Origin of the sequence: Streptomyces sp. NPDC093085 (assembly GCF_040683935.1) — a bacterium.
In the GTDB taxonomy this organism is placed as follows: Bacteria; Actinomycetota; Actinomycetes; order Streptomycetales; family Streptomycetaceae; genus Streptomyces.
In genome coordinates this window covers 598,576-611,032 of record NZ_JBFBFB010000001.1, presented here as the reverse complement: position 1 = coordinate 611,032, position 12,457 = coordinate 598,576, and the positions used below count along the sequence as shown (strand labels likewise).

13 protein-coding genes are annotated in these 12,457 nt (G+C 72.5%); 1 reads left to right on the top strand and 12 read right to left on the bottom strand.

Annotated elements, in window-relative coordinates:
- Nucleotides 1–21: 21 nt before the first annotated feature.
- The 12 genes from AB0O07_RS02505 to AB0O07_RS02450 form a co-directional block, all read right to left on the bottom strand.
- Nucleotides 22–765, bottom strand: a complete 744-nt coding sequence (locus AB0O07_RS02505) for an amino acid ABC transporter ATP-binding protein (protein WP_365627925.1) — start codon at nucleotides 763–765, stop codon at nucleotides 22–24.
- 161 nt (nucleotides 766–926) lie between these two features.
- Nucleotides 927–1,364 carry a DUF6278 family protein gene (locus tag AB0O07_RS02500; RefSeq protein WP_365625614.1) on the bottom strand — a complete coding sequence of 146 codons (438 nt, stop codon included), beginning with the start codon at nucleotides 1,362–1,364 and terminating at the stop codon, nucleotides 927–929.
- A gap of 85 nt (nucleotides 1,365–1,449) precedes the next feature.
- A complete protein-coding gene (locus AB0O07_RS02495; RefSeq protein WP_365625611.1) occupies nucleotides 1,450–2,229 on the bottom strand; it encodes an exodeoxyribonuclease III in 780 nt (259 codons plus the stop codon).
- A 96-nt stretch (nucleotides 2,230–2,325) separates the two neighbouring features.
- The gene (locus AB0O07_RS02490; RefSeq protein WP_365625608.1) at nucleotides 2,326–2,958 is read right to left on the bottom strand and encodes an MBL fold metallo-hydrolase; all 633 of its coding nucleotides are present in this window, start codon (nucleotides 2,956–2,958) and stop codon (nucleotides 2,326–2,328) included.
- 91 nt (nucleotides 2,959–3,049) lie between these two features.
- A complete protein-coding gene (gene pcaC, locus AB0O07_RS02485; RefSeq protein ID WP_365625605.1) occupies nucleotides 3,050–4,345 on the bottom strand; it encodes a 4-carboxymuconolactone decarboxylase in 1,296 nt (431 codons plus the stop codon).
- Nucleotides 4,346–4,584: 239 nt separating this feature from the next.
- Nucleotides 4,585–5,382, bottom strand: coding sequence for an SAM-dependent methyltransferase (locus AB0O07_RS02480; RefSeq protein ID WP_365625602.1), 798 nt, complete (start codon nucleotides 5,380–5,382; stop codon nucleotides 4,585–4,587).
- A 132-nt stretch (nucleotides 5,383–5,514) separates the two neighbouring features.
- The gene (locus AB0O07_RS02475) at nucleotides 5,515–6,123 is read right to left on the bottom strand and encodes a hypothetical protein (protein ID WP_365625599.1); all 609 of its coding nucleotides are present in this window, start codon (nucleotides 6,121–6,123) and stop codon (nucleotides 5,515–5,517) included.
- A complete protein-coding gene (locus AB0O07_RS02470) occupies nucleotides 6,120–7,277 on the bottom strand; it encodes an ROK family glucokinase (RefSeq protein WP_365625596.1) in 1,158 nt (385 codons plus the stop codon). The genes AB0O07_RS02475 and AB0O07_RS02470 overlap by 4 nt, the downstream gene beginning before the upstream one ends.
- Before the next feature lie 189 nt (nucleotides 7,278–7,466).
- Complete coding sequence (locus AB0O07_RS02465) at nucleotides 7,467–8,282, bottom strand: ATP-binding cassette domain-containing protein (RefSeq protein ID WP_365625593.1); 816 nt, start codon at nucleotides 8,280–8,282, stop codon at nucleotides 7,467–7,469.
- Nucleotides 8,279–9,319, bottom strand: coding sequence for an ABC transporter permease (locus AB0O07_RS02460; RefSeq protein ID WP_365625590.1), 1,041 nt, complete (start codon nucleotides 9,317–9,319; stop codon nucleotides 8,279–8,281). The genes AB0O07_RS02465 and AB0O07_RS02460 overlap by 4 nt, the downstream gene beginning before the upstream one ends.
- Nucleotides 9,316–10,332 (bottom strand): sugar ABC transporter substrate-binding protein, encoded by a 1,017-nt coding sequence (locus AB0O07_RS02455; protein ID WP_365625587.1) that lies wholly within the window; start codon nucleotides 10,330–10,332, stop codon nucleotides 9,316–9,318. The genes AB0O07_RS02460 and AB0O07_RS02455 overlap by 4 nt, the downstream gene beginning before the upstream one ends.
- Nucleotides 10,333–10,510: 178 nt before the next feature.
- Nucleotides 10,511–11,242, bottom strand: coding sequence for a GntR family transcriptional regulator (locus tag AB0O07_RS02450; RefSeq protein ID WP_365627922.1), 732 nt, complete (start codon nucleotides 11,240–11,242; stop codon nucleotides 10,511–10,513).
- A 190-nt stretch (nucleotides 11,243–11,432) separates the two neighbouring features.
- Here AB0O07_RS02450 and AB0O07_RS02445 point away from each other — a divergent pair, with 190 nt between their 5' ends.
- Nucleotides 11,433–12,449 (top strand): Gfo/Idh/MocA family oxidoreductase, encoded by a 1,017-nt coding sequence (locus AB0O07_RS02445; protein WP_365625584.1) that lies wholly within the window; start codon nucleotides 11,433–11,435, stop codon nucleotides 12,447–12,449.
- The last annotated feature ends 8 nt before the right edge of the window (nucleotides 12,450–12,457 follow it).

The window sequence follows — 12,457 nt, the reverse complement described above, 5'->3', positions numbered from 1 at the left end:
GTCTCACGGAGCGCGCCCCCGTCAGTGCTTGAGGATCTTGGAGAGGAAGTCCCTGGCGCGGTCGGACTCCGGGGCGGTGAAGAACTCCTCGGGGGTGCGGTCCTCGATGATCCTGCCGTCGGCCATGAAGACGACCCGGTGGGCGGCGGAGCGCGCGAAGCCCATCTCGTGGGTGACGACCACCATGGTCATGCCCTCGGCGGCGAGCTGCCGCATGACATCGAGGACTTCGTTGATCATCTCGGGGTCGAGCGCCGAGGTGGGCTCGTCGAAGAGGAGCGCCTGCGGGTCCATGGCGAGCGCGCGGGCGATGGCGACCCGCTGCTGCTGGCCGCCGGAGAGCTGGGCGGGGAGCTTCTCCGCCTGGTCGGCGAGGCCGACCCGGTCGAGGAGTTCGAGGGAGCGCCGGTCGGCCTGGGCCCGGCCGCGCCCCCGGACCTTGATCTGGGCGAGGGAGACATTGGCGAGCACGGTCCGGTGCGCGAAGAGGTTGAACGACTGGAAGACCATGCCGACTTCGGTACGGAGCCGGGCGAGCCCGCGCCCTTCGGCCGGGAGGGGGCTGCCGTCGATGGTGATCCGGCCCGAGTCGATGGTCTCCAGCCGGTTGATGGTGCGGCAGAGGGTGGACTTGCCGGAGCCCGAGGGTCCGATGACCACGACGACCTCGCCCCGGTCGACGGTGAGGTCGATGTCCCGCAGGACGTGCAGACTCCCGAAGTGCTTGTTGACATTCCGCAGCTCGATCAACGGATCGCCGGCCATACGCTGCCCCACCCACTCACTCTCGGCTGTGTCGAGGTCAGCGCAAACTATCCAGCCGGAAAAGGGACTTCACGCACGACACGCACATATGGGGCATAAGCCGTATTTACTGCGGAGTGCCGGGGTCCTGGTCCGGGCCGGCCAGGGGCCGGGCGGCCGGGTCAGCCCTCGGCGGCCTCCGCGTAGACCTGGGAGAGTTCCGGCGCCCCGGTGGCCGCCCAGGCGACCCCGGCCTCCACGACCTGGATCTCCCGGCCCGACGCCAGCCGGACGACGGGGTGGCCGCCCGGCCAGACGCGCCAGGCGGCGCCGGGGACGGTACGGACGATGACCGTGCCCAGATAGAGGCCCGCGTCGTTGCCGAGCCAGGGCAGCTCCTCGGGGTCGTCGCGCCAGCGCGGGGGCAGCTGGTCGAGCGCGGCCAGCGAGGCCGGGGAGTCGTCCAGTTCCAGCCCGTGCTGCCCCGCCCTGACCCGGAGCAGCTCGCACTCGGAGAGCAGTTCCGCCACGCCTTCCCGGTCGCCGGCGGCGGTGGAGAGCGTCACGGCGTCCGCGCCCTCGTGGCGCTTGCGCCAGTTGTCCAGAAAGGAGAAATTCATACCGCTCAGGGTGCCACTCCCCCGGGCGCTCCACCACAGGGCGCGCGGGGGCGGCGGGTCCCGGCGGGACGGCTCGGCGCGCGGCTCAGACGTCCAGGTCGACCACGACCGGGGCATGGTCGGAGGCGCCCTTGCCCTTGCGCTCCTCGCGGTCGACATAGCTGTCCTTGACCGCCCCGGCGAACGGCCCGTTCCCGTACACCAGGTCGATCCGCATGCCCTTGTTCTTCGGGAAGCCCAGCTCCCGGTAGTCCCAGTAGGTGTACGGGCGGTCGTACTTCAGCGGGCGCGGCACCACGTCGGTCAGACCGCGCTCGCGCAGCGCGGCCAGCGCGGCGCGCTCGGCCGGGGTGACATGGGTGGCGCCCTCGAAGCGGGAGAGGTCCCAGACGTCCTCGTCGGCCGGGGCGACGTTGTAGTCACCGAGGACCGCGAAGGGGCGGGGGCCCGCCGCGTCCTCGCTCACCGCGTCGCGCAGCGCCTCGAACCAGCGGAGCTTGTACGCGTAGTGGTCGTGGCCGACCTCCCGGCCGTTCGGCACGTACACCGACCAGAGCCGGACCGGGCCGCAGGTCGCGGAGATCGCGCGCGGCTCCTCGGCCCCCTCGTACTCGGGGCCCCCGGGCAGCCCCTTGACGACATCGGCGAGCCCGGCCCGGGAGATCAGCGCCACCCCGTTCCACCGCCCCGTGGCGTTGACCGCCGACTCGTACCCCGCCTCGGCGAGCTGCTCGAAGGGGAACTGCGCCTCGGCGCACTTGGTCTCCTGGACGCAGAGCACGTCCGTGCCGCTGCTCTCCAGCCAGGCCAGCAGCCGGGGCAGCCGGGCGGTGATCGAATTGACGTTCCAGGTGGCGATGCGCATGCGTGACAGCCTATCGGCGGGGTCCGACAGTCGGGGTACGGCGCCCTCGACGCCCCCCGGGCCCGGCTCCGGCCCCGGCCCGGCCCCGGCCCCGGGCTACAGGTCGGCCGAGGCGCCCGGGGCGAGCCGGGCGTGCTCCGCGCCGCCCAGGTTGCCGATGTGGGTGTCGTAGACGGGCCGGGCGAGGTCGGTGAGGAGCGCGTCGTGGACGTCGAAGGCCCGCACCGGCTTCACCTCCCGTACATACTCGATGACCTCGGAGATCTTGCTCCAGGGGGCCTGGACGGGCAGCAGCAGCGTGTCGACGGGGTGGTCGGGGACGGTGAGGGCGTCCCCGGGGTGGAAGACGGCGCCGTCCACCAGGTAGCCGACGTTCGTGACGCGCGGCAGATCCGGGTGGATCACCGCGTGGAGCTCGCCGTACACCCGTACGTCGAAGCCCGCCGCCGAGAACGCGTCGCCGTGCCCCACCGTGTGGACCCGTCCGGGGAAGGCGGCGGACATCCGCTCCGCGACACTGCGCAGCGTCCACAGCTCGGCGCCCGGGTTCCCGGTGAGCCCGGCGCGCAGCCGCTCCTCGCTGAAGTGGTCGGGGTGCTCATGGGTGACCAGCAGAACGTCGGCGTCCCGGACCGCGTCCTCCTCGGTGAAGACGCCGGGGTCGATGACGAGCGCCCGCCCGTCCTTCTCCAGCCGCACACACGCGTGGGTCTTCTTGGTGAGCCTCATCACTGCCTCCCGCGCCGAACCGAACCGAACCGCATCGAACCGAACCGCATCGAGCCGAGCCGACCGCTCCCCGCTCCCCCCGCCCATCCTCCTACGCCTCCGGCCGGGTCTCCTCCTGGACCACGGTCCTGGCCACCCGGAACGCGGTGTTCGCCGCCGGGACGCCGCAGTAGACGGCCGCCTGGATGAGGACTTCCTTGATCTCCGCCGGAGTGAGCCCGTTGCGGAGCGCCGCCCGGGTGTGGAAGGCGAACTCCTCCATATGGCCGCCGGCGACGAGCGCGGTGAGCGTCACGGCGCTGCGGGTACGGCGGTCGAGCCCCTCCCTGGTCCACACCTCGCCCCAGGCGTACCGGGTCAGCAGCTCCTGGAAGTCGCCGGAGAACTCGTCGGCGGTGGCCATGGCCCGGTCCACATGGGCGTCGCCGAGGACCTGGCGCCGTACGAGCATCCCCGCGTCGTACGGGTCGACGCGCCCGGCGGCCACCGGCTGGGGCTGCTCGGCGGGGGCGATCTCGGCGACCGGGCCGACCGTCGCCGAGACCGAGGGCCCGGCCATCCGGTCGGGCATCACGGTGAGCCCGGTCGCGGTGTCGGACGGGTTGTACCAGGCGGTGGCGAAGTGGGTCACCAGCAGATCGGTGACGGCGGCGGGCTGCTCGACCGGGGCGAGGTGGGAGGCGCCGGGGACCAGCGCGAGGCGCGCGTCGGGTATCCCCGCGACCAGGGTGCGTGCCTCGGCGGGCCCGGTGACCTGGTCCTCCGCGCCGACCAGAACGAGGGTGGGCACGGAGATACGGCCCAGCTCGGCCCGGATGTCGAAGGCGGCCAGCGCCTCGCAGGCGGCGATGTAGCAGCCGGGGTCGGTGGTACGGACCATCTGGACCGCCCATTCGACGATGGCCGGCTGGGCGGCGGCGAAGCCGGGGGTGAACCAGCGCTCGGGCGCGGTCCTGGCCATCGGGTCGAGGCCGTTGGCCCGGACGATTACCCCGCGCTGGCGGAACTCGTCGGCCGTACCGAACCGGGGCGAGGCCGCGACCAGCGCCAGCGAGGCGATCCGGTCGGGGCGGCGCAGCGCCAGTTCGGCGCCGATGGCCCCGGCGATGGAGCACCCCACATAGCCGAAGCGCTGGATGCCGAGCCCGTCGAGGGTGTCGAGCAGCCGGCGGGCCAGCTCGGGGACGCTGGTGGCGGGGTGGGCCGGGGCGCCGCCGTGACCGGGGAGGTCGTAGCGGAACACCCGCCACTGGCGGGCCAGCTCGGGGACCTGACGGTCCCACATGTGCCAGGTGGTGCCGAGGGAAGGCCCCAGAATCAGGACAGGGGCGTCCTCCGGACCGTCCATGCGGTACTGAAGGGTCTTGGGGGGCGTTGTCTCACTCACCCGCTCACGCTCCCATATCTCACGATTTCCCATGGGAGGGGGGCGGGGGACTCCGCCAGACCTCCTCATCCTGTCCGGCGTATGTCCGGCCCCGGAGGATGATCCTCCACATCCCCCGGGGCATCGTAGTGGGCCGGGCGGTCGGCGGTGGCCGAGCAGAGCGAAGCCGGGGGCTGCTTCGAGCCATTCCCCGGACCGTCCAGCGACCAGCGGGGCCGTCGGCGCGGGCGGAGGGGGCGTCAGCCGTTCTTGCGGGCCACGCCCGCGTAGATGCCGATCTCCTCGGAGTGGGGCGGCGGCGGGCCGTCCGGGCGCCAGAACGGGACCTGGACCAGCCCGGGTTCGATCAGGCCGAAGTCGCCGAAGAAGCCCTCGATCTGGGCGCGGGGGCGGAGGTTCAGGGTGGCGGAGGCGTTGTCGTAGACGGCCACGGCGTCGCGGCGGTCCTGGAAGTCGTTGGTGACATGGGACAGGACCAGGAAGCTGCCGGGCGCCAGGGCGTCGCGGAGGGCGGCGACGACCTCCTCGGGCTTCTCCTCGTCGGTGAGGAAGTGCACGACGGCGACGAGGAAGAGGGCGACCGGCCGGTCGAAGTCGATGACGCGGCGGATGTCCGGGTGGTCCAGCACGGCCGACGGGTCGCGCAGGTCGCCGAGGACGATGCTGGTCGTAGCGGAGTCGCTGAGCAGCGCGTCGGCGTGGGCGCGGACGATGGGGTCGTTGTCGACGTACGCGACCCGGACGTCCGGCGCCGCCTCCTGGGCGACCTCGTGCACGTTCGGGGAGGTGGGCAGCCCGGTGCCGATGTCGAGGATCTGGCGGACGCCGCTGTCGACCACATGGCGGACGGCGCGGCGCAGGAAGGCCCGGTTGGCCTTGAGGCCGATCCGTACCTCGGGCGCGGCGAGTGCGAGCCGTTCGCCGGCCTGCCGGTCTATGTCGTAGTTGTCCTTGCCGCCCAGCAGATAGTCGTAGATACGGGCAGGGTGCGCCCTGCTGGTGTCGATGTCCTCGGCGCGGAGGCCCTGCTCTGACACGCTGTGCTCCTTCCGGCGGACCGCCCGGGGGCGCCCGGCCCGCGAATCGGCAGGCGACAGCTTTCCATATCAACTTCTTTACGGGCGAGCCCAGTTCGCCGAGAGCCGACTCCTCGCGGAGGAGCCGCCGGCTCACGGGGTCGTCGTGGAGACCACGTACACCCTCGGGAACCCGGGGTCGGTCAGGTCCACGACGACGTCCTGGCTGGGGCGCGGGCCCGGCTGCCGGTGCTGGACGCCCGCCAGGTGGTGTCCTGGCTGATCGAAGTCCCACCCCACGGTCTGCCGGTCGCGGGGGGTGATGGGGAGGGATCCGTCCACCAGGGCCGAGCGGCTGGTGCCGAGGTCGGTGAGGAAGGCGTCGAGCCGCCCGGAGGTCACGTCGAACTGGACATAGAGCCTGCTGGTCTTCCAGTTGCTCGTCTCGAAGTACCGCACCCGGGTGGCGCCGGGCGGGACCGGCACCTCGAAGACGCGCCGCTTCATCTTGGAGGGACGCAGGTCCTGGAGCCCGGTCGCGGCCGACTCGATCTCTTTGTTGCGGCCGCTGTCCCGGCTCTGCTCCGCCGAGACCACGAGATACCCGGCCGGGATCCCGATGAGCAGCACGATGACGATCGCGGTCAGCCAGCGGCGCCGGTTGCGGTGGCGCCGGTCCTCGGGCGGCCTGGCGGCGGGCTCCGCGGGCCCCGGCCGGTCCGGGCCGGGTACGGAGGGGGGGTGCGGCCGGTCCATGGTCATGACGGCGGCTCCTGGCCCGGCCGGGCGGTCCTGATGGCCTGTGCGTACCGCTCGTACCGTTCATGGCGCTCCACCCGGCGGCGGTTGGCGCGCCGGAAGCGCCGGGCGACGAGACGGGCGAGGTCCGCGGCGCCGACCATGCCCGCCTCGGGGCCGAGCTGGGCCTTGGCGATCCGGGCCTCGGGGCGGTAGCCGCGCCCGGTGAGATGGCGGCGGAAGGCGTCCCTGGCCGGGCCGATGAGGAGGTCGTCGGCGGCGCTGACGCCCCCGCCGATGACGAAGCAGGACGGGTCGAGGGCGGCGGCGAGGTTGGCGATGCCGACGCCGAGCCACTGCCCGATGTCCTGGAAGAGTTCGACGCACATGGCGTCGCCGTCCCTGGCCAGCTCGGTGATGAGCGGCCCGGTGATCTCCTGCACGTTGCCCTTGACGTGCTCGATGATGTTGTACGCGACCGGGGAGTCCGCGGCGGCCAGCTCCCGCGCCTCCCGGACCAGGGCGTTGCCGGAGCTGTACTGCTCCCAGCACCCCCGGTTGCCGCAGGCGCACCGGTGGCCGCCGGGCACGACCTGCATATGGCCGAACTCTCCGGCGACCCCGAACTTGCCGCGCTTGACCCGGCCGTCCTCCAGGATGGCCCCGCCGATGCCGGTGCCCAGCGTGATCATGACGAGGTGGTCCTCGCCGCGCCCGGCGCCGAAGCGCCACTCGGCCCAGGCGGCGGTGTTGGCGTCGTTGTCGACCATGACCGGGACGGCGAGCCGGGAGGAGAGCGCGTCCCTGAGGGGTTCGTCGCGCCAGGCGAGGTGCGGGGCGAAGAGCACCTTGGAGCGGTCGGCGTCGACCCAGCCGGCCGCGCCGATACCGACGGCGTGCACGTCGTGCCGGTCGGAGAGATCGAGGACCAGCTCGACGATGGTGTCCTCGACGACCCGGGGACTCTTCGACTTGTCGGGCGTCTCGGTCCTGATCTTCTCCAGGATGTTGCCGTCCGGGTCGACCACCCCGGCCATCACCTTCGTACCGCCGATGTCGATGCCGACGGTCGGGACGCGGGGCGCGGTCAGCAGGGAGCGGCGCTCCCGGGTGCCGACGGTCCGCAGGACGGTGGCGCGGGCGGTGCCCCGGTGGGCGAGGTCCCGGTAGGTGCTCATCGGCCCGCTCCTCGGGTGTCGTCCGTCGGATCGGTCGGGCCGTACCGAGTGGGCCTGGGTGCTCGCACGAGTCGTGGTGTCCCTGGGGGTCGGGGGCCGCCGGTCCCGGTCGGGCGGCGACGGCGGACCGGTGTCCGCCCTGCCAGATTGTGCCATCCGGGGCAGACGGGGGCACCGTGCGCCCCGGGGTCACTTCTCGTCCGGGGTGTCCTTGCGGCGCAGGTCGGGGGCGGGGGTGCGGGCCAGCTCGTGGGTGAGTTCGGCCAGCTCGGAGCCGCCCGCCATCTGCCGGGTCAGCTCGTCCAGGGTGATCGAGTCCTTGGTGTGGCTGCCGGCCATGGTGCCCCGCTTGAGCAGGACGAAGCGGTCGCCCACCAGGTAGGCGTGGTGCGGGTTGTGCGTGATGAGGACCACGCCGAGCCCGGCGTCCCGCGCGGCGGCCACGTATTTCAGGACCACCCCGGACTGTTTGACGCCGAGCGCCGCCGTCGGCTCGTCCAGCACGAGGACCCGGGCGCCGAAGTGGACGGCGCGGGCGATCGCCACGCACTGGCGCTGGCCGCCGGAGAGGGTGCCGATGGGCTGGTCGACATCGCGCAGCTCGATGCCCATCCGGCGGAGCTCGGCGCGGGTGGTGGCGCGCATCCGGGCCACGTCGAGCCGTTTGAAGGGCCCGCGCCCCTTGCGGGGCTCGGAGCCGAGGAAGAAGTTCCGCCAGACCGGCATCAGGGGGACGACGGCGAGGTCCTGGTAGACGGTGGCGATGCCCCGGTCCAGCGCGTCGCGCGGGGAGCCGAGCGCGGCAGGCTCGCCGTCGACGAGGAAGTCGCCCGCGTCGTGCCGGTGGAGCCCGGCGATGATCTTGATGAGGGTGGACTTCCCGGCGCCGTTGTCGCCCAGCACACAGGTGATCTCCCCGGCGCGTACCTCCAGGGAGACGCCCTCCAGGGCGCGGACGGCGCCGTAGTCCTTGCCGACGCCGGTCAGTTCGACGAGTGCGGTCATCGGGACGCCTCCGCCCGTGCGCGTACCCATGCGTTGAGCAGGGTGGCCAGCAGGAGCATCGCTCCGAGGAAGAACTTGAACCAGTCCGGGTTCCACTCGGCGTAGACGATGCCCTTGCTCGTCATGCCGAAGATGAACGCGCCGACGGCGGAGCCGATGGCCGAGCCGTAGCCGCCGGTGATCAGACAGCCGCCGATGACGGCCGCGATGATGTAGATCAGCTCGTTGCCGACGCCTTCCCCGGACTGGACGACGTCGAACGAGAGGAGCAGATGCTGCCCGGAGATCCAGGCGCAGAAGGCCACACCCAGGTAGAGGCCGATCCGGGTGCGCCGCACCGGGACGCCGACGGCGCGGGCGGCGTCCGCGTTGCCGCCCACCGCGAAGATCCAGTTGCCGAAGCGGGTACGGAGCAGGATCCAGGTGGCGAGCGCGACCAGACCGAGCCACCACAGGATGGTGACCTTCAGCGTGACGCCGCCGAGGGTGAGCTGGGAGGCGAAGAGCGCGCGGGCCGAGGCGAAGCCCTCCATGTCGCCGATGGACTTGGTGGAGACGGTGCCGCTGAGCAGCTTCGTCACCCCCAGGTTGAGTCCGGTGAGCATCAGGAACGTGCCGAGCGTGATGATGAAGCTGGGCAGCCGGGTACGGGTGAGCAGGAACCCGTTGAGGAATCCGAACCCGAGCGTGACCAGCAGCGACACCGCCACGCCGACCCATACGTTCGCGGTCATCTGGTAGCTGAACATCGAGGAGACCAGCGCCGAGCTGGTCACCATCACCCCGGCGGACAGGTCGAACTCGCCGCCGATCATCAGCAGGGCCACCGGGACGGCCATGATGCCGATGGTGGAGGCCGCGTACAGGACGGTGCCGAGGCTGGCGAGGCGGAGGAACGAGTCGGCGGTGAAGGCGAAGAAGAGGAAGACCGCGGCGGCGCCGACGACCGAGCCCAGCTCCGGCCGGCCGAGCAGGGCGCGGAGCGTGGCGGCGGGCGCCGCCCGCTCCCCGTCGGCCGGCGGGGCGGTCGCGGTCACCGGGTGCCCCGCTCGGTGTAGGCGGTGAGGGCCGCCGCGTCCTTCTTGGTGATGATCTGGGGTCCGGTGAGCACCGGCCGGCCGCCGCCGAGCGTGTCGGCGTTGTAGCGGTGGAGCCAGAGCAGGTCGACCGCCTCGTACCCTTGGAGGTACGGCTGCTGGTCGACGGCGAAGCCGAGGGTGCCGGCGGTCAGCGCGGTGGCGACCTTGGCGTTGAGGTCGAAGGTGTCGATCTCGGCCGTGCTGCCTGCCGTCCGCTTGGCCTGGACGGCGGCGTCAGCGAAGGGCGCGCCGAGGGTGACGACGGCGTCGATGGCGGGGTCGGCCTGGAGCTTGGCCTCGATGGACGCCTGGACGTCGGGCATGTTGGTGCCGTCGACATAGAGGTTCTGGAGGGTGCCGCCGAAGGTCTTCTCCGCCCCGGCGCACCGCTGCTCGTGGCCGACGTTGCCCTGCTCGTGGAGGACGCAGAGCGCCTTCTTCCTGCCGCGCTTGTCCAGTTCCTCACCGACGGCCTCGCCGGCGATGGTCTCGTCCTGGCCGATGTGGGTGAGGGCGCCGAAGCTCTTCGACTCGGCGGCGCCGGAGTTCACGGTGATCACCGGGATGCCGGCCCGGACGGCCTGGGCGACGACGTCCTTCATGGCGTCGGGCTTGGCGAGGGTGACGATCAGCCCGTCGACCTTCTTGTCGATGTACGACTGGACGAGCTGGGCCTGCTGCTGGCCCTCGTCGCTGTTGGCGTAGAGGAAGTTGATGTTGTCCTTGGCGGCGGCCTGCTTCGCGCCGTTCTGGACGATGTCCCAGAAGGTGTCGCCGCTGCCCGAGTGGGTGACCATGGCCACGGTCCACCGGGGCGTGTCCACGGCGGCCCGTCCCTGGGCGGCGCTCTGGCGGGCCCGTTCCTCGGCGCGCAGGCCGCCCGTACTGCTACAGGCTGTGAGGGCCGAGGCCCCGAGCACCGCCGCCAGTACGGCGCCCAGCGCGCGTACCCCTGTCCGAACCCTTGCCACGACGCCGTGCCCTTCTTGCGGTACTCCTCGGTGCGGCCGGGCATGGGTGTCGAAGGCCCGGCCGACCGATTATCCGTCATGGCTGGTCAGCGGTGGTCGGCGGGGCCACGTACGGGCTGCGCGCGGGCCACGTACAGGCGGCGTACGGGTTACCGGCGGGGTGCGGGTCGGGTGCGGGTCAGGCGCGGACGAGGAGCTGGAACTCGAAGGAGTACCGCGACGCACGGTAGATGTGCGAGCCGAACTCGACCGCGCGCCCCGTGTCGTCGAAGGCGGTGCGCTCCATGGTGAGCAGCGGCGCCCCGGCGGGCTCCCCCAGCAGTTCGGCCTCCGCGTCGGTGGCGGCCCGTGCCCCGACCGTCTGGCGGGCGCTGTGCAGGGTGATCCCGGCGTCGCGCAGCATCCGGTAGAGGCCGGTGGTCTGGAGGGTGTCGGTGGCGCAGTCGACGACGTCGGTGGGGAGGTGGTTGCGGAGGTACGCCATGGGTTCGTCGTGCGCGTACCGCAGCCGCTCCACCAGGATCACCTGGGTGCCCTCGGGGACCCCGAGGGCGGCGGCGACCTCGGCGGGGGCGGGGCGCAGGACGTTGCGGAGGACGCGGGTGGCGGGGCGCTGTCCCGCCGCCTCCAGGTCGTCGTAGAGGCTGCTCAGCTCCAGGGGGCGTTTGACCTGGCTGTGCACGACCTGGGTGCCGACGCCCCGGCGGCGCACCAGCAGCCCCTTCTCGACCAGGGACTGGATGGCCTGGCGGACGGTGGGCCGGGAGAGCCCGAGCCGTCCGGCGAGCTCGATCTCGTTGCCGAGGAGGCTGCCGGGGGCGAGTCTGCCGCGCTCGATGGCGCCTTCGAGCTGCTGGGCGAGTTGGAAGTAGAGCGGTACGGGGCTGGCGCGGTCGACGCCGAGCCGCAGCGGCGGGGCGTGCTCCGGCGCCCGGGCGACGGGGTCGGCCGGGCCGGTGGTCTGCTGTCCGGTGCGGAGAGCTCTCGGCTGCTGGGGCACGGCCCGAGCGTAGTCGCATGGCCTGTTGACGGGAAGTAGGGAAGTCCGATTGTCAGGACATAGCCTTGACAGGGTGATCGACTGGGGCAACCTAGTGGCCATGCGCATCGGACTCATCGGCACCGGCCGGATCGGCACCTTCCACGCGGATGTACTCAACCGCCATCGCGACGTCGGCAACCTGGTCGTCGCCGACATGGAGCCGGCCCGCGCCGCGCGGGTCGCCGACCGGATCGGGGCGACGTTCGCGCCCTCCGTGAACGAGGTCTTCGCCTGGGGGGTGGACGCGGTCGTGATCACCTCGGCCACCTCGGCGCACGCCGAGCTGATCAGCCGGGCGGCCCGCGCGGGGCTGCCCTGCTTCTGCGAGAAGCCCATCGCGGTGGACCTGCCGGGCACGCTGGCCGCGCTGGAGACGGTGGACCGGGCGGGCACGGTGCTCCAGCTCGGCTTCATGCGCCGCTTCGACGAGGGGTACGTGGCCGCGCGCGAGCTGGTCCGCTCGGGGCGGCTCGGCCGGCTGCACACCGTACGGGCGGTCACCTCGGACCCGGCGCCGCCGCCCGCCGCGTATCTGCCGCTCTCCGGCGGGCTCTACCGGGACTGTCTGGTCCACGACTTCGACATCCTGCGCTGGGTGACCGGGCGGGAGGTGGCGGAGGTCTACGCGACGGGGTCGGACGCGGGCCCGGCGGTCTTCGCCGAGGCGGGGGACATCGACACGGCGGCGGCGGTGCTGACCCTGGACGACGGGACGCTGGCGACGGCGACGTCGACCCGGTGCAACGGGGCGGGGTACGACGTACGGATGGAGCTGGCGGGCGAGCGGGACCAGTTCGCGGTCGGCCTCGACGACCGTACGCCGATCACCTCGACGGAGCCGAAGGGCCCGCCGCCCTGCGACAACCCGTGGCCGGGGTTCCTGGAGCGCTTCGCCCCGGCGTACGAGGCGGAGCTGGACGCGTTCGTGAAGGTCGTCATGGGCGAGCTGGCCAACCCGTGCGACGGCCGGGAGGCGCTGCACGCCCTGCGCATCGCCGAGGCGTGCGAACTCTCCCGCGCGGAGCACCGCCCGGTACGGCTGGCGGAGATCCCCGGGGGTGCCCCGGGCGCGTGAACCGGGTA